This window comes from Sorangium sp. So ce185, from assembly GCF_051526825.1.
In the GTDB taxonomy this organism is placed as follows: Bacteria; Myxococcota_A; Polyangia; order Polyangiales; family Polyangiaceae; genus Sorangium; species Sorangium cellulosum_D.
Window position 1 is genome coordinate 4361377 of the sequence record NZ_CP150316.1, and the last position, 16443, is coordinate 4377819.

Genomic DNA, 16443 nt, shown 5'->3' on the forward strand with positions numbered 1-16443 from the left:
CGCCGTGTTGACCGGGCGCATCGCTGGTTGCATGAGAGGAGGAACCACGGAGGCGCGGAGGACATGAGCCAGTTCGACCATCGATCGGGGCAATCCATCGAGATAGATGGGGCGAGCATCTATTACGAGATCGTCGGCCCGGACGACGGTCCGGCGCTCCTCCTGCTCCACGGCGGCTTCGGCGACATGGAGGACTTCACTGGGCTGCTGCCGGCATTGACCCGGAGGTACAGGGTCATCGGCGTCGACAGCCGCGGGCACGGGAGGTCGACGCTCGGCGAGGTCCCCTTGACGTACCAGCGCCTCCAGGAGGACGCGGAGCGGATCGTCGACCGGCTGAAGCTCGACAGGTACAGCGTCATCGGCTTCAGCGACGGAGGCATCGTGGCGTACAGGATGGCCTCCCGGGGGGCGTCGGCCATCGAGCGAGTGGTGGCGATAGGCGCCCAGGGCGACCTGCCGGAGGACGATCCGGTGCGAGGGATCCTGACGAAGGTCACGCCGGAGAGCTGGCGCGAGCGGTTCCCTTCCACCTACGACAGCTACCAGCGGCTGAATCCGGCGCCGAACTTCGACGCGTTTGCCCGGGCGGTCGTCGCGATGTGGCTCGACGCGGGCCCATCCGGGCACCCGAACGACGCGGTCGAGAGGATCGGTTGCAAGGTGCTCATCGTGCGCGGGGAGGACGATCACCTCGCGTCGAGAGACGCTATCGACAGGCTGGCGAAGCGGATCCCGGATGCGAGGGTGCTCGAGATCCCGGGCGCCGGGCACGTCGCATTCCAGGACCAGCCGGAGCTGTTCCTGCGCGGCGTGGGTGAGTTCCTCGATATACGTTAAAGCTCCCTGGACCGTGATCTTCCGCCCGAGCACGGCAACGCCGCGCCGCCGCCGCACCGCGCGCTGGCGCGCGTCGTCGCAGCGGCGTCACGGACAGCGCGGCGCCGTGTACTCTCCGCTCGGGTTGCCGCCCATGAGCGCCGCGTCGGTGGTCACGCGGAACCGCACCTCGGCGCTGTCGATCGCGAGGATCTCGAGCGTGCCCGAGCCGAAGAGCGTGCCGCCGCCCTTCGGGCAGTCGTCCGGCGCCGGAGAGTAGGGCGCGCCCGTCTCGAAGACCGTGGCGTGGAGCGAGAAATCGTCGAGATCGTAGACGCCGACCTGCTGGTAGGCGATCGGCAGGACGAGGCGCAGCTGCCAGTGCTCACCGCAGGGGAGAGCCCTCGGATAGAGATCGCAGGACTCGCCCATGTCCGAGATGTGCAGCATGAGGTCGTTGGGATCCTGGTCGGGCTGCCCGCCGGCCGCCGCGGTCGAGACCACGCTGCCGGTCTCGTTCATGATCTGATCGTAATACGCCTGCATGAGGGCTTCGCGCTGCGCGCGCGTCATCGCGACGGCCGCCGACAGCGGGCCCGAATCGCCACCCCCGCCGCCGCCCGCGCCGCCGGTGCCAGGCGGCCCCGGCGGATCGTTCGAATCCGGCGGATCGTGCGCGCCGCCGTTGAAGACGTCGGAGATATCGACCGAGCCGCCGTCCCAGAAAGCAGGGTCGCAGGCGGTCAGCACGAGGGGAATCAAAGCGACAAAGACCGATCTGTTATTCATGGCTGTACCGACCATGCAGCTCCGGTGCCACGGCGGGAGAATGCGAAGAGCGCTGCTCGCGGCGATTCAGACGCTCGGCGCACGATAGCGCCGAGTGCCAGATTGTGCCGTGGCACATGCGCGGGAGCTCGATGGCCCAAGGGCCGCATGGCAGCCGGCCAGCGGGCCTTGGTCGACGGCTTCGCTGCCATGCGTCGAGCTCGGCGGGCGGGACATCGTTCCGGACGTTCTGTATTCTCCTCCCAGGACACGCCGCAAGGAAGACCGCCATGTCGCAACGTTGGAAGATCGCGGCCCTGCCGCTCGCCTTTGCGCTGCTCGACGCCGGCTGCGCCGACCCCGGACAGGACGCTTCGCCCGGCGCCACGGGCGGCGGCTCCAGCCCGGTGAGCTCCGCGTCCACCTCGACCGGCGGGGCCGCGTCGAGCGAGGCCAGCAGCGCGTCGACAGGCCAGCCGCCCGGCGATCCGGTCGAGGTCGACTGCCGCACGCCGGGGGACGGGAAGTCCACGCTGGCCTTCGTCAACCGGTGCGACAAGCCGCTCCAGTTCCTGGGCAGCCTCATCGAGGGCGGGGAGCTCGGCCCCGGGCAGTTCGCGTGCCGCGACGTCGGCACCAGCGAGGAGCCGCTGTCGTCGCTGCGCTACTGGGCGTATGCCGGGTCGGACCCCGGCGGCGGCCGACACACGCTGGCCGAGATGACCCTCAACACCGATTTCAACGATTTCGACTGGTACAACATCAGCCACGTGGACGCGCACAACCTCCCGCTGGCGATCGTGCCCGTCGGCCTGCCGGACTGCCGGACGCTGTCGTGTCCGGAGAGCCTGCTCGCGCGGTGTCCGGAGGCGGGCCGCTACGAGGACGCGAGCGGCGCGACGATCTCCTGCGTGAGCCCCGACCGGGACGACCCCACGAACCCCGTGGCCGTGTACTTCGAAGAGCGATGCAAGGATGCCTATTCCTGGTCGGGGGACGATCAGGAGTCGATGGCCGCCTGCGCGGGGGAAGACTACGACATCGTGTTCTGCCCTTGACCTGCTCCCTCGCATTCCCGCGCATCAGGTCAATCGCCGAGGCATCACGGAACAGGGGATCCCCGGGCGCGGCCCTCCGTGCTAGGTCAGCCGCGTGGCCACCAAGGACCGCCGCGCCCGCAAGCAAGCTCCGGAGGTCGGCCGCCGCCTCCCGGTGGCCCCGGGGCCGCGCCGGGGGCGGCGAGAGCCCGCCGCGCTCCCCGACACGATCTCCTGGTGGGCCGCGTTCTACCGGGTCATTCGCCGGATCCCCGCGGGGCGGGTGTGCACGTACGGCGCGGTCGCCGCGATGGCCGGGCACCCCCGCGCGGCGCGCCACGTCGGGTATGCCCTCGCCGCGCTCAAGGAGACCGGCGACGGCGCGGGCGTGCCGTGGCAGCGCGTGCTCGGGAGCCGCCCGCGCCATCGCGCGGCCGTCACCATCAAGGATCCGGTGGGCGGCGCGCTCCAGCGCATGCTGCTCGAGGCCGAGGGCATCGAGTTCGACGATCGCGGCAACGTGTCGCTCGATCGCTTCGGGTGGTTCCGGAGCACGCCCGCCGCCGCGCCCGCGAAGAAGGCCCGCGGCGCGGCGCCCCGGAAGCGGCGATCGTGAGGCCGCTGCTCCTTGCCATGCGTGTCCTGCCGCTGGCTCGGTCCGGTTCTGTGAGGCGCTCTCACGAGCGCCGCAGCCCGGGAGCAGAGCGGCCCGTCACAGCGTGCGACAAGCGAGATGGACGGCGCGCACGAGGGTGTCGGCGTCTCCGGTGATCTTGGCGACGGCGGTCCCCTTCGGGCACTTGACCCCGAAGCCCATGCTCTGGACGGGGCCGATGCCAGGGCCGACATTGAGGTTCATGTCGTCCATCTTCCACGCTTCGATGGTCTGGCACAGCAGCTCGACCCGGTACACCCGGTTGTCGTCGACCCAGATGTTCATCCCGACCATGACCTGGCTCGCGGGGCAGATCACGCTGCCCGGCGAGCCGCCGTCGCCGCCGGCGGTCAGGGTCTGGAAGGCGGTGCCCAGGGTGCCGTCGCTCGCGAGCGGAGCGCACATCAGGCCGATGCTGTCGAGCGAGCCGCCGCTCCGGCCGTGGACGCCGACAGCAACATTGCCGCCCCCACAGTCGATGTCGTAAGAGATGTCGCCGGCGCCGCCGGTGCCGCCCCCGCCGCCGGTGCCGCCATCACCGCCCGTGCCGCCGGCGCCGCCCGTGCCGCTGGTGCCCGTGCCGCCGGCGCCGCCCCCGCCGCCCGTGCCGCCATCGCCGCCCGTGCCACCAGCGCCGCCGCCGCCCGCCTCACCGCCGGCCGTACCGCTGCCGCTGCCGGCCGCGCCGCCGCCCGTCGCGTCGGCGGTGCCCGAGAAGTCGAGCTCGTCGACCCCCGAGATCGCGTTGCATGCCGCGATCCCGCACGCGAGGGCGAGCGCCGCGACCATCACCATCGCGCGTGGCTCCGTCGTCCGGACTGCTGCGTGCTCTCTCATCAGAAGCTCCCGTGGAGGGTGACCTGGCCGGCCCGGAGCTCGCCGGCCGTCGTGCCGGGCGGTCAGCGACCGGGGCGTCCAGGACAACCGGCCTCACCATACCTGCGAGGGGGGGCCAGCGTCATCGAAAAATGCGCGCCTCCATGGACGTTACAAAAATCGTCAGGTGGCACGTCGACTCGATCACGGAAGCCACCCGCTCCGGCAACGAGGTGTGTGAGAGGAAACGGGACGCCGGGAGCGCGGCGGTGCGCCTTCGCCATGCACACTTCTTCGTATCGACATCGAACCTCCCGTGTTCGCTCGGGCATGAGGCGCCGAGACGGCTGCATCCGCAACGACCTACGCCGCGCGCGGGCGCTCGATGAAACCGCGTGAACCCTTCTGACGACGATGGCCGAGGTACATCTGGAATGCGCAAATATATAGTTCGTGTCCCCACGCCGTGGGCCGCAGCGCGTCTGCGCTCGTTGCGCAGCTGCGCTCATGGGTTCGGCTCGGTGGCCGGGCACATCCTTCGGCCGTCGGCGCTCGCCGTCGGCCTCGTCGCCCTGGGTTGTGCGTCGGAGAGCCCCGAACAGCCCGATCGAGGCGAGGCCGGCCAAGCCAGGCAGCCCATCGTCATCCCCTCGGGCTTCCAGCACCAGGTGATCGCGACGGCGCTCAGCCAGCCGACGGCGATGGCGATCGCGCCCGACGGTCGCATCTTCGTCACGCAGCAGACGGGGCAGGTGCGCGTCATCAAGAACAACGCGCTGCTCGCCGCGCCGTTCGTCACCGTCACGGTCGACAGCGTCAACGAGCGAGGCCTGGTCGGCATCACCCTCGACCCGAGCTTCTCGAGCAACGGTCACGTCTACCTCTTTTACACGTCGACCAGCGGCGGCGCGCACAACCGCGTCAGCCGCTTCACGGCGAGCGGCGACGTGGCGGCGGCTGGCAGCGAGGTCGTGCTCGTGGACTTTCCCCCGCTCAGCGCGGCAGGCAACCACAACAGCGGCGCGCTCCACTTCGGCAACGACGGCAAGCTCTACGTCGCGCACGGCGACAACGCCGAAACGGCGCACGCCCAGGACCTGAACCACACCTTCGGCAAGATCCATCGCTTCAACGCCGACGGCAGCATCCCCACCGACAACCCCTTTTACGGCACCTCCACCGGCCTCGCGCGCGCCATCTGGGCGTACGGCCTGCGCAACCCGTTCACCTTCTCCGTCGAGCGCGCCTCAGGGAAGATCTTCGCCAACGACGTGGGCGGAGGCGACCCGGAGGAGATCGACCACATCACGCGCGGCTCGAACTACGGCCATGGGGGCGGCCCCTCGCCGGTGCCGCCGGTCCACGCCTACCCGCGCGACGCCGGGCGCTGCGCGATCACGGGCGGCACCTTCTACAACCCCACGGTCGTGAACTTCCCGCCGTCCTACGTCGGCAAGTACTTCTTCGCCGACTACTGCTCCAGCCAGATCTGGTCCATGAACCAGGACGGCACGGGCGTCACCGTCTTCGCGGACGACTCGAACGGCGAGCTGAACAACCCCGTCGACCTCGACGTCGGCCTGGACGGCTCGCTCTACTACCTGCAGCGCGGCAGCGGCGCCAAGATCGGGCGCATCTACGTGGCGCAGCCGGCCTGCACCACGAACGCCGATTGCAGCGACGGCGACGTCTGCACCGGCGCGGAGACCTGCGTCGCCGGGCAGTGCCAGGCCGGCACACCGCTGAGCTGCGACGACGGCGACCCCTGCACGACCAACGGCTGCACCGCCACGAGCGGCTGCGCCTACACCGACAACGGCCAGTGCTGCGCGAGCTCGGCGACCTGCAACGACGGCTCGACCTGCACCACGGACTCGTGCGTGAGCGGCATGTGCCAGTACGTGGACAACGGCACTTGCAACAGCTGCGTCAGGATACGCTCCCAGCGCACGAACAACTACCTGGTGCTCGACGCTGCCAAGAAGGTCGTGCCCGGCGCCACGCAGGCCGCCGCGCAGATCTTCGAGAAGGTCCCGTCGGGGGCCGCGTTCAAATTCAAGAGCAGCTCCGGCGATTACCTGCGCGTGGTGGCCAATGATCTCACGATGGACGCGACGTCGGCGACCGCCGCCGCGTTCGCCGAATACGACTGCTCGAGCGGCGGCCTCTACCCGAACGGCAAGGGCTACGCGGCGCTCGCCGGCGCGGCGCCGCACTGGAAGGCGACGAGCACCGCCGGTCCGATCAAGAGCGGCGACGGCGGCAACGGCACGAGCTGCGTGACGGGGGACGCCACGTCCTGGGAGCGCTTCTATCTCGAGGCGACGGCCTGCGGCAGCGCCGGCCCCGCGTGCGGCGACGGCGCCTGCGACGCGGGCGAGACGTGCGGCAGCTGCGCCGCGGACTGCGGCACGTGCAGCGGCACACCCGCCAAGCTGACGCTGGCCCACGTGAGCGACAGCGGCGGCTGGTCGAGCGCGGCCGGCCTCACCGACGGCAACCTGACCGCCAAGGTGAGCAGCGCGGCCTCGCCGAGCTGCGCCACGTACGATCTCGGCGGGACTTACACGATCAGCTCGGCGCGCCTGCTCGAGGACAACGACGGCGCCTGGCATACGGACACCTGGAAGGTGCAGTATCAGACCGGCAGCGGCTATGTGGACGCCTTCGCGTACACCGACACGCCGAGCGCGATGCCGGCCTGGAATACCGTGGACTTCGCCGACGTGCCCGGCGTCTCGCGCGTGTCGGTGTGCATGCAAAACGTCGGCGGACCGGTCGAGCTCGCCGAGATCGAGGTCTGGGGCTTCCCTGACGCCGGCCCGGTCTGCGGCGATCGCGCCTGCAACGGCAGCGAGACGTGCGCGAGCTGCCCCTGGGATTGCGACACCTGCATGGGAAGCCAGCTCGGCCTCGACGCGCGGCCGTCGAACACGGCGTGCGTGGCGGGCGATGGGGCGATCGATCCGCCGGTCCTGCTCAGCGATCACCCCTGCTTCACCAGCGTCGCGAACCCGCCGGCGCTCGCCCCCGGGGTGATCCCGTACGCGATCGCCGAGCCATTCTGGTCGGACGGCGCGGTGAAGTCGCGCTACCTCGCTTTGCCGGACGGCACGACGTTCGACGTGAAGAGCGACGGCGACTTCGAGCTGCCGCCCGGGGCCGTCACGATCAAGAGCTTCCAGTGGCAAGGCCAGTACTTCGAGACACGCTTCTTCGTGCGCTTCACGAACGGCACCTACGGAGCCTACACGTACCGGTGGAGCGACGCGCAGGATGAGGCATTCCTGGTCGATCCGGTCGACGGCGCCTCCAAGACGCTGGCCGGGGGCCACGTCTGGAGCTACCCGACCGAAGCGCAATGCTTCGAGTGCCACACCAGCGCCGCCGGTTTCAGCCTGGGCCTCGAGACGCGGCAGCTCAACGCGACCCAGCTCTATCCGTCGACCGGCCGTACGGCGAACCAGTTCGACACGCTGAACGCCATCGGCATGCTGAGCGGCAATCTCACCAGCCTGCCGCCGTTCCCGCCGCACGCGCAGCCGGACGCGTCGCTGCAGATGCGCGCCGACGCTTACCTGCATGTCAACTGCTCGAACTGCCACCGCCCGGGCGGCCCCGGCTACGGCGCTGCGGACTATCGCTACGACACGCCGCTTGCCGGCAAGAACATCTGCGACCAGGAGTCGATCCTGACGGCTTACCCGGGGCTCGCGCTGATCGAGCCGGGCGCTCACGAGGCGTCGGTGGTCTGGCTGCGCATGAGCCAGCGCGCGGCGAGCTTCATGCCGCCCATCGGCAGCAAGCTCGCCGACGGCGGAGGCGCGGCGCTGCTGGAGCAGTGGATCGACGGCCTGACGGGCTGTCCCTAGAACGACGATCGCGTCGAGATGCGGTGTGACTCTTCCGCAGCTTCAGGGGGCGATGCTGGGCGAGGGGGCGGCAGGCAGCGTCACGCGGCCGGCTGCTGCCTGGCCCGGATCTCGTCCCGCCGAGCGAGGAGCCACGCGCGCGCCTCGGCTTCTGTGGCGAAGAAATCGACGGGATAGGAGCGTGACGTGAGGAGGTTCACGCTCCTCAGGGTGAGCATCGCGAGGACGCGCAGGGCGAAGCTCGCTCCGACGACCGCGACCGCGTCGTGGCGCGCCCCGAGCGTTCCGCCCGCCATGAGCTTGCGCACGTCATGCGGGATGGCCTTGATGCGGCTCACGTCGGCGAGCGCCAGGACCTCGCGGCCGCTCTCGGCGATGCGCCGGGACGCTGCGGCGATCGAGCGCACCATCTCCTCCGAGAGCTCTCCTTCGGCCGTCACATAGAGGATTCCGTTGGGCTCCTCGCGGAGCTCGAGGACTCCGCGCCTGGGATCCGGCTCGTGCATGGCGGGCAGCATAGCCGCTCTACGTCGCACGGCGACAGGGGTCTCTCGGGGCGAAGGGGAGCGGCGCGCCGTCACGGGGAGGAGCCGCGACCGCCATCGTATCCGCCGCGCCCACACCGGACCGGCTCCGCGCCCGGACGCCGAGCCCGGCGGGGCGGCGCCTGGCGACCCGCGCTCGCCCGGGAGAAACCCGGGAGACACCAGCGTCGGCCGCCGCGGCACCGGCGCGCCGTGGGCCGGCTGAGCCAGATCGGTCCGCGCATGACCGCGTCCAGCGCAGGAAGATGTTTGTCGTTGCACGCTTGCGGCAGGTTTGATAGCCATCCTCTGACGCCGCGAGACCGTCCCTGCGCTCGACGGTCGTCCTCCCGGCCGCGGCGCGCGATCCCCAAGAAGGAGCATGAGCAGATGCCTCAATTGAACGGCAACACCTGTGAAATCGACGAGCTCCCGGATGGTGTGACCGTGACCATCAAGGTGACGACGAACTCGAGGCACACTCAACGGATCACGGTGACTCGCAACGATGAGGTGCTGTGCGTCTTCGCGGGCTCTGGCGAGCGCAACGCCATGACGGGCCAGTCGACCATCGTCGCCAACTCGCGGGCGAAGCTGCAGGCGAAGTTCGAGTATCAAACGGACATCAACGCAGAGTGGCGCAAGTCGCACCAGCTGAAATCGGGCGGTCCTTACGCGATCGGCAGCTACAATCTCCTGGTGATCGTCGCCGAGAACGGAGACGACAGCGACTACAACGACAGCGTGCTCGAGCTCAGCTGGAGCACGTCCACGTAGTCCTGGCGGGAGATCCGGAGGTGGGGCGCCGGAGGGGCAGCTGGCGGCGTCGAACGGGCCCCCTGAGGTCCGGCGGCGCGCCGCGCCAGGCTGGTGGAGTGGGCGGGCTGCTCGCCACCGCGGCCGGGATCGCCATCGGCTCCCTCCGGAAGGTCGAACGCGCCAAGGCCGACGTGGGGGTCGCCGTCCATGGGTCGGCCTGGGAGAGAACTACAGCGGGAGCAGCGCCGGGGAGGATTGTGATGGATATCCAGGATGTGTTGGTTGATTTCTACAGTGGGGCGCACGCGGTCGATGTCGTAGCTGCGTGGGCCTATGTGGTCGCAAACCGACAGGCCGTCCTTGAAAGCCTCGCCTCGTTCGAGAAAGCGTATGAGCGGCTCATCGAGCTGCAGGCGGCGGGCAAGCTCGGCGTCGGAACGGCCGATTTTCCGGCTGGCAACCTCGAGATGGTCAAGCGGCTCAATCGGCTGATTGCGGCGGGCTTCGACAGCGACGAAGCGCGTCAAGCAGCTCGAGAGATCCATGCTCTGGCGGAGCTGTGCGCGAGCGCGTTGAAAGAAAGCGACACGTCGCCGGCCGGGCAGGGGAGTCCGTGACGTCGAGGCGGCGGGAAGGCGGCGCAGGCCGGCCACCTGCCAGCGGCTAGCCTTCACGGCCGAGCGAGCCGGGCATCTTCGAGCAGCACCCAGGGAGCCGAAGCCGAGTACGCCTCGGTTCCGGCGATCGGCAGGCTCGGCGCATCCGTCAGCCGAGCCAGCCCCTTGTCTCGGAGCCGCATCCCACGTTCGGTGAGGCGATAGACCTCCGAGAGCATCGGGTAACCAGCGTCATGCGGCTTGGGGCCAGGCGCGCGCTCCACGGCCGCGCTTCCATCGTGGTCGGCCCAATGCTCTAGCCGGCGCGGCAGGAACAGGTCGCCTGTGCAGGAGAGCATCTGCCACAGATCCATTCCAGCTCGCAAGTCGCGGCTAATCACCGCGAGAGGAGTCTGCCATTCCGAGGACAGGGCGGTCATGAGCAGTTCGTCGAATCGACTGAGGCGCAGGGTTCCGTCCGTGGTCCTCCTTGGAAAAAAAGAAGAGAGGAGTGCCCATAAGGGAGCGAGCTCTGGAAACCCTTCGATGCAGCGTGCGCAGTTCTGCGCGAGCGGTCTCGGGTCCGCTGCGGTGTACTGGCTCCAGAGGCGGACGGCGCGCCAGTAGCGTTCGCGCGGCCAAGGGCGCGCTTCACTGAGCCGCGCCGGGAGGGTACCCAGCTCAGAGGCGGAGCACCACGTCGGCACGGCAGATCCGCGCGTGTCCGGCCCGCGAGATGGCGGGTCCAGCTCGACGATAACGATGTCCTTGCGCGGAATGCGACACTCGCGCAACCTACCGCAGACCCTCCAGACCCGCCCATCGATGCGCGAAGCTAGGATGCGGCCAGATGTGCGGCAGCGGAGGGCTGCCGCTTCGCCAGTCCCAGGACCCAGACCCGCCGGCTGAGCGAACGCCGGCGAATCCGGCCCCTATCCCCGCCTCAGCGGCCGTCCGCCCGCGCCTCCAACTTCATCGAGCCGGCGATCTGCCTCGTGGTGACGTTGAAGCGGTTGAAGCAGTTGACCAGCGCGATGTGCAGGATCAGCCCCGCGAGCGCCCGCTCGTCGTAGTGCCTCGCCGCCTCCTCCCAGACGTCGTCGGGCACCGGATCCGCGCGATCGCTGAGCCTCGTCGCGGCCTCGGCGAGCGCCAGCGCGGCGCGCTCCGCGTCGGTGAAATAGGGCGTCTCGCGCCAGGCCGCCACGGCGAACATGCGCTCGTCGGTCTCGCCCACCTTCTTGAGGTCGCGCGCGCCCACGTCGACGCAGAAGCCGCACCCGTTGATCTGGCTCACCCGCAGGTGGACGAGCTCGAGCGTCCGCGCCGGCACGCCGCTCTTCTTCGCCGCGCCGAGCAGGGCGTGGATGGGCTGTATGATTTCGGGCATGAGCATCACGAGGTTCTTCATCCGTGCCTTCAACATGATCGTGATCCTCTCGAGGATAGGGGTGGGCTCGCCGACCGTGACCGGACGCTGAACGTCCGTTCGCGTCGTCACATCGGCGAGGGTTCGTTCGTCACAGCCATGACGAAGTGCGGCGAGGGAGTGTGACCGATGGATGAAAAATTGTTGGCTGCCGGAGCGGTTCGAGGCCCACCGGGCCCGCGACCCGGAGCGCGAGGCGATGCTGGCTCGAGGTAAGGAGGCGTCGCGCAGCACGTCGCCGCCTGGTCAAGCGCAGCCGGAGAAGCTACCGTCGCCCTCGACACTGCCGCGTCGAGCGCGGGCCGCGCGGCGAGCACCTCCCTCGAGCTCGCACGATTCGCGCGCCGAGCTCGGCTGAGAGACGCTCCACCAGCGATTGCCATCCACGAGGTACCGCGATGCAAGACGAAATGCAGGTCGAGGATTGGGGAGAGCTGTTCGTCACGCGCAAGTGCTGCGGCGCCGGCACGTGCCGGAACTACGCGCCGGAGCTCCTCGGCGAGGTGGTGCCGGCCAGCGACCTCCGGGAAGGCCGCCGCCTCTCGGTCTCGGTGCTGCCGGGCTCCTACGCGGCGGGCGCCTTCACGGGGGTGCTGCGGCAGCCGCGGAGCCAGGAAGATCTGATGGCGGCGCGGACGGCGGTCGCGGCGTGCCCGTTCGGCGCCATCAAGCTCAAGCCGGGCGCGTCGCGGGTCCGCCGGGGCGCCCTCGGCTCGCCCTGGCGCGGTTTTCCGCGCCTCATCGAGGATAACGTCTGGATCATCGGACAGCCATCCATCAAGAACATCAGCGCCCTGTCCTATTTCATCGAGCGGGACGGAGGCGGGGTGCTGGTCGATCCCCCGAAGCCGAGCGAGGAGGTCTTCCGCTGGCTCGCGGAGCACGGCGGCGTGCGGTGGCTCTTTCTGACGCACCGGGATCATGCGCACCACCACGCCGAGTTCGCCAGCCGCTTCCCGGGCTGTCGCCGCATCATCGGCGCCGCCGACGTGAACCTCCGCGAGACCAAGCACATGGCCTCGACCGGCGACGTGGAGATCAAGCTCGGGGACGAGCTCGGCGCGCTCTCGCCCGAGGGGGAGCCGCTCTCGAGAGAGGCGGCCAAGGAGGCCGAGATCGTGATCGTGCCGCAGCCCGGACACACGCCGGGCTCGCTATGCCTCCTGTACCGAGGCCGCTTCCTGTTCACCGGCGATCACCTGAGCTACTCGCGCGCCTCGGGGCAGCTCGTGGCGCACCGACTGCAATGCTGGGAGGATTGGGAGCGCCAGACCCGCTCGGTCCGCTATCTGCTCGCGGCGGCCGAGGCCGGATGGCTGAGGTTCGCGTGGGTGTTGCCGGGTCACGGGGAATGGGCCCGCCTGCCGGGCGAGGGGAGCGCGGCCGAGACGGCCGCCGAGCTCCGCCGCGTCATCGCGTCGATGGAGCAGAAGCCGAAGGGGCATACGCCGCTGGGCCGCTGGATCCTGTACGCTCAGGGCCGGATCGCGCCCGAGGGCAGGCTCGGCCGGGCGGTGCGCGCGATCGGCGGCGGGAGCGACGCCTGGGTATTGCCGCGCGGCGCGCGGAGCTCGCTCACCGATTTCGATCCCGACAAGACGGCGGTCGCCCTGCGCCGGCTCTATCTCCTCGGCGCCACCGCCCTCCTGGCCGCCGCCGGGGCCGTATGGCTCGCCGCGCGCCGGGACACGGTCCAAACACGCTGAGCTCATCGCGGGATCTTCCTCCGTGCCTTCCGCAGGATCGTGACCCTCTCGAGGGGTAGGGGTGGGCTCGCCAACGTGACGGGGCGCTGAACGCCCGTCGCGTCGTCACATCGGCTAGGGTTCGTTCGTCACAGCCATGACGAAGCAGGACGAGGGAGTGTGACGGGATGGATGAACATCGTTGGCTGGCGGAGCGGTTCGAGGCCCACCGGGCTCACCTGCGGGCGGTGGCGTTCCGGATGCTCGGCTCCGTGGGCGAGGCGGAGGACGCGGTGCAGGAGGCCTGGCTCCACCTGAGCCGCGCCGACACGACCGGCGTCGAGAACCTGGGCGGGTGGCTGACGACGGTCGTGGCGCGGGTGTGCCTCGACATGCTGCGCTCGCGCAAGGCGCGGCGCGAGGAGCCGATGGCCGCGCCCGACCCCGCCGCGGACCGCGAGGCCGGGACCGATCCCGAGCGCGAGGCGGTGCTGGCCGACTCCGTCGGCCTCGCGCTGCTCGTGGTGCTCGACACGCTGACCCCGGCCGAGCGGCTCGCGTTCGTGCTGCACGACCTGTTCGCGGTGCCCTTCGAGGAGATCGCCACCATCGTGGGCCGCTCCCCGGCCGCGGCGCGGCAGCTCGCGAGCCGCGCCCGCCGCCGCGTGCAGGGGGCGCCCCCGTCCGCGGACGCCGACGTCGGCCGCCAGCGCGAGGTCGTCGACGCCTTCCTCGCGGCCATGCGCGGCGGCGACTTCGACGCGCTCGTGTCGATCCTCGACCCGGACGTCGTGCTCCGCGGCGACGCCACGGCCGCGCCCCCGGCCGGGATCGAGCTCCGCGGCGCGCGCGCCTGCGCCAAGCGGGCGCTCTCCGGCGCGCGCGGCGCCAAGCTCGCCCGGCCTGCGCTCGTGGACGGCGCGGTGGGCGTCGTCTTGGCCCCGCGCGGGCGGCTCTTCCGGGTGCTCCGCTTCACGCTCGCGCAGGGGAAGATCGCCCAGATCGACGTCATGGGCGACCCCGAGCAGCTGCGCGATCTCGACCTGTCGGCCCTCGACGACGGACCGGACGCGGAAACCTAGTACCGCGGGTCAGAGCTCCCGCCAGGGATCTGCCTCGCGAGCGAAGAGAAATCAACGCAAAGGCGGAGACCAAAGGCGCAAAGGCGCAAAACTACAAATTCTTTTTTGTTTTTTTTGCGTCTTTGCGCCTTTGCGCCTTTGCGTTGAACTCTCTCTCCGGATCCCTGGCCGGACTCCTGGCGGGCGGAAACTAGGGCCGGCAATACGGGGTAGACGATCGGGCTCGGTCTCCAGGCTCGTACCGCTCGAGCTTCGGCACGAAGCGTGCTTGGACTACGGAGGATGTCCTCCAGGGTCGGAGAGAATGAAATTTCCGACACCCAGGCGTTCTTTCAGCACATCGATGTCCGCGGCCCCGTGGACCCCCTCGGAACGAGATGCCGCCTGAGAGAGCCTGGGCCCACCGCTGACGTGGAGCTCGTTCGATGGCTGGCGTGAAGCAAGCGAACGGCGAACGAGGCCACGAAGGCGACGGTCCGGCGCTGGACGACGCGCTCGACGACGGCGCCGGCGACCCCGTGGGCGTCCTCGCGGACGAGGAACATCCTCACCGCGCGGCCCTCCGTCGCCTGCCGCTCCTGCTCAAGGTGCTCGTCGGTCCCTCCTGGGGGAGCCTCGCGGCGCTCGTCCTCTTTCAGGCGCTCGCCGGGGCCACCCCCAGCCTCACGGTCTGGCTGAACGCGATGATCGTCGACGAGATCGCCGGCGCCGGACCCAGGAGCGTGCACGAGCTCCTGGCCTACTCGGCGTTGCTCCTGGCTGTCCTGGTCGTCCTGCTGAACGCGCTCGGCGACGTCCTGGAGGCGATGGAGGGCTTCGTCGGCGACTCGTTCAAGGACCGCGTGCGCAGGAACGTGTCGCTCAGGATCAACGAGGAGATATCGAAGCAACCGCTGCTCACCTTCTTCGATGAGCCGAGGTTGAATCACCTGGTGATCCTCGCGCGCCGCAGCTTGAGCTCGATCAACGAGCTGGTCCATACGTCGTCCTATACGCTCATGGGCGTCCTGGGCATGGTCCCGGCGCTCGTCCTGGCTGCCAGCTTGAGGTGGTGGATCCCGCTGGTGGTCGTGTCGAGCATGACCCCGGTGCTGTACGCGAAAGCGATTAACGAGCGCAAGAGCTGGGACATCGAGACCTTTCACGCGGCCACGTTCAATCGGCTGCAGCTCGGCGAGCGGATCCTCACGCAGCAAGAGTTCGCGAAGGATCTCAGGCTCTTTTCCATGCAGGAGTGGGTCCTCCGGCGATGGAGCGGCCTGTACGAGACGTTCCTCAGGGATCTCACGGCCGTCCGCAAGAGAGGAGCGCATCTTATATCGATCTGGTCTCTGCTGAGCGGCCTCGGCATGTCGGTCCCGTTCGTGTACGTCGTCAAGGGAGCGCTGGATGGAGGCTTCACGGTCGGAGACGTGTCGCTGCTCATCGGCGTCATCGTGCAGATACGAAACGGGCTGGCCGTCATCATCTACAACGGTGGAGACATCATCGGCGCCTTGCTGGCGACCAAGCCGTTGATCGAGCTGCTGAACCTGCCCGAGCCGCCGCGAGGGGACGCGCGCCCGGAGGCAGAGCGGTATCCCATCCCGGGGATCCGGCTCGAGGACGTATCCCTGCGGTATGCGGGCAGCGCGGAGCTCGCGCTCCGGAACGTGAACCTCCTGATCGCTCGAGGAGAGAAGATCGCCGTCGTCGGAGAGAACGGCTCGGGTAAATCGACCCTGGTGAAGCTGATTTGCGGGTTCTACCGCCCGACGTCGGGGCGGATCCGGTGGGACGGAGCCGCCGCGAACCCCGGCGCCAGCGACGGGTGCGGAGACACGAGCAGGATATGCGCCGTCTTCCAGGATTTCGCGAGGTTCCCCCTGTCCGTCCGCGAAAACGTCGATGTGCGGCAGACCGGGGCCAGCGATGACGAGATCAGGTCGGCGCTGAAGAAGGTCGGGCTCGACGATCTCGCGGGAGAGCTCGACACGGTCCTCTGGAAAGGCATCGACGGGGGCACCGAGCTCTCGGGAGGGGAGTGGCAACGACTCGCCATCGCGAGGGCGCTCTTGAACGCGAAGACAGCCGATCTGCTCATCTTCGACGAGCCCACGTCCGCGATCGACCCGGATGCAGAGCACCACATCATCCAGCTCATCCGCGAGATGATGGGCGGGAAGACGTCGATCGTGGTGAGCCATCGGCTGGCGCTCACGCGCTTCGTGGACCGGATCGTCGTGCTGGAAAAGGGGCGCATCATCGAGGCGGGCTCGCACCGAGAGCTCATGGGGCTGAAGGGCAAATACCACGAGATGTTCACCAAGCAGGCCAGCTACTACATGGACTGAGCTGGCGGCGGCCGCCTCGTCATCCGGACGTGGAGGTCCGGGCGGACGGGCTCGCGAAATTCGACCCG

General features: G+C 69.4%; 14 protein-coding genes. 9 read left to right on the forward strand and 5 right to left on the reverse strand.

Going from position 1 to position 16443, the window contains the following annotated elements:
• The first annotated feature begins 63 nt into the window (after positions 1–63).
• Positions 64–840 carry an alpha/beta fold hydrolase gene (locus WMF26_RS16110; RefSeq protein ID WP_438001045.1) on the forward strand — a complete coding sequence of 259 codons (777 nt, stop codon included), beginning with the start codon at positions 64–66 and terminating at the stop codon, positions 838–840.
• An 87-nt stretch (positions 841–927) separates the two neighbouring features.
• On the opposite strand, the gene WMF26_RS16115 is transcribed toward WMF26_RS16110, so the two are convergent.
• Positions 928–1569, reverse strand: a complete 642-nt coding sequence (locus WMF26_RS16115) for a hypothetical protein (RefSeq protein WP_438001046.1) — start codon at positions 1567–1569, stop codon at positions 928–930.
• A 308-nt stretch (positions 1570–1877) separates the two neighbouring features.
• On the opposite strand from WMF26_RS16115, the gene WMF26_RS16120 reads away from it, so the two are divergent.
• Together WMF26_RS16120 and WMF26_RS16125 are read left to right on the forward strand one after the other, a co-directional pair.
• Entirely contained in the window at positions 1878–2645 is a 768-nt protein-coding gene (locus WMF26_RS16120) for a thaumatin family protein (RefSeq protein ID WP_438001047.1), read from the forward strand.
• 94 nt (positions 2646–2739) lie between these two features.
• Positions 2740–3240 (forward strand): MGMT family protein, encoded by a 501-nt coding sequence (locus tag WMF26_RS16125; RefSeq protein WP_438001048.1) that lies wholly within the window; start codon positions 2740–2742, stop codon positions 3238–3240.
• Between the two features lie 96 nt (positions 3241–3336).
• Here the strand turns inward: WMF26_RS16125 and WMF26_RS16130 are convergent, their stop codons facing one another.
• Positions 3337–4074: a hypothetical protein gene (locus WMF26_RS16130; protein ID WP_438001049.1), complete on the reverse strand. Its 738-nt coding sequence runs from the start codon at positions 4072–4074 to the stop codon at positions 3337–3339.
• 542 nt (positions 4075–4616) lie between these two features.
• Between WMF26_RS16130 and WMF26_RS16135 the strand changes: the two genes are divergently transcribed.
• Complete coding sequence (locus tag WMF26_RS16135; RefSeq protein WP_438001050.1) at positions 4617–7967, forward strand: PQQ-dependent sugar dehydrogenase; 3351 nt, start codon at positions 4617–4619, stop codon at positions 7965–7967.
• Between the two features lie 80 nt (positions 7968–8047).
• Here WMF26_RS16135 and WMF26_RS16140 read toward each other — a convergent pair whose 3' ends face one another.
• Positions 8048–8473: an STAS/SEC14 domain-containing protein gene (locus WMF26_RS16140; RefSeq protein ID WP_438001051.1), complete on the reverse strand. Its 426-nt coding sequence runs from the start codon at positions 8471–8473 to the stop codon at positions 8048–8050.
• 408 nt (positions 8474–8881) lie between these two features.
• Between WMF26_RS16140 and WMF26_RS16145 the strand changes: the two genes are divergently transcribed.
• Both WMF26_RS16145 and WMF26_RS16150 read left to right on the forward strand, forming a co-directional pair.
• Positions 8882–9268, forward strand: coding sequence for a fucose-binding lectin II (locus WMF26_RS16145; protein ID WP_437337900.1), 387 nt, complete (start codon positions 8882–8884; stop codon positions 9266–9268).
• Positions 9269–9366: 98 nt separating this feature from the next.
• Positions 9367–9867 (forward strand): hypothetical protein, encoded by a 501-nt coding sequence (locus WMF26_RS16150; protein ID WP_438001052.1) that lies wholly within the window; start codon positions 9367–9369, stop codon positions 9865–9867.
• Between the two features lie 53 nt (positions 9868–9920).
• Here the strand turns inward: WMF26_RS16150 and WMF26_RS16155 are convergent, their stop codons facing one another.
• Both WMF26_RS16155 and WMF26_RS16160 read right to left on the reverse strand, forming a co-directional pair.
• Positions 9921–10286, reverse strand: coding sequence for a hypothetical protein (locus tag WMF26_RS16155; RefSeq protein ID WP_438001053.1), 366 nt, complete (start codon positions 10284–10286; stop codon positions 9921–9923).
• A 503-nt stretch (positions 10287–10789) separates the two neighbouring features.
• On the reverse strand, positions 10790–11269 hold the full coding sequence (locus WMF26_RS16160; RefSeq protein ID WP_438002417.1) for a carboxymuconolactone decarboxylase family protein: 480 nt from the start codon (positions 11267–11269) through the stop codon (positions 10790–10792).
• Positions 11270–11673: 404 nt separating this feature from the next.
• Here WMF26_RS16160 and WMF26_RS16165 point away from each other — a divergent pair, with 404 nt between their 5' ends.
• The 3 genes from WMF26_RS16165 (at position 11674) to WMF26_RS16175 (ending at position 16375) form a co-directional block, all read left to right on the forward strand.
• Entirely contained in the window at positions 11674–12981 is a 1308-nt protein-coding gene (locus tag WMF26_RS16165; RefSeq protein WP_438001054.1) for an MBL fold metallo-hydrolase, read from the forward strand.
• 167 nt (positions 12982–13148) lie between these two features.
• Positions 13149–14042 carry a sigma-70 family RNA polymerase sigma factor gene (locus WMF26_RS16170; protein WP_438001055.1) on the forward strand — a complete coding sequence of 298 codons (894 nt, stop codon included), beginning with the start codon at positions 13149–13151 and terminating at the stop codon, positions 14040–14042.
• A gap of 434 nt (positions 14043–14476) precedes the next feature.
• Positions 14477–16375 carry an ABC transporter ATP-binding protein gene (locus WMF26_RS16175; protein ID WP_438001056.1) on the forward strand — a complete coding sequence of 633 codons (1899 nt, stop codon included), beginning with the start codon at positions 14477–14479 and terminating at the stop codon, positions 16373–16375.
• Positions 16376–16443 lie beyond the last annotated feature (68 nt).

Bases quoted from the DNA above. Each gene is read 5' to 3' on its own strand.
- WMF26_RS16145 (WP_437337900.1), top strand. From the start codon at position 8,882: ATGCCTCAATTGAACGGCAACACCTGTGAAATCGACGAGCTCCCGGAT.
- WMF26_RS16110 (WP_438001045.1), top strand. From the start codon at position 64: ATGAGCCAGTTCGACCATCGATCGGGGCAATCCATCGAGATAGATGGG.
- WMF26_RS16140 (WP_438001051.1), bottom strand. From the start codon at position 8,473: ATGCACGAGCCGGATCCCAGGCGCGGAGTCCTCGAGCTCCGCGAGGAG.
- WMF26_RS16170 (WP_438001055.1), top strand. From the start codon at position 13,149: ATGGATGAACATCGTTGGCTGGCGGAGCGGTTCGAGGCCCACCGGGCT.
- WMF26_RS16165 (WP_438001054.1), top strand. From the start codon at position 11,674: ATGCAAGACGAAATGCAGGTCGAGGATTGGGGAGAGCTGTTCGTCACG.
- WMF26_RS16130 (WP_438001049.1), bottom strand. From the start codon at position 4,074: ATGGTGATGGTCGCGGCGCTCGCCCTCGCGTGCGGGATCGCGGCATGC.
- WMF26_RS16120 (WP_438001047.1), top strand. From the start codon at position 1,878: ATGTCGCAACGTTGGAAGATCGCGGCCCTGCCGCTCGCCTTTGCGCTG.
- WMF26_RS16155 (WP_438001053.1), bottom strand. From the start codon at position 10,286: ATGACCGCCCTGTCCTCGGAATGGCAGACTCCTCTCGCGGTGATTAGC.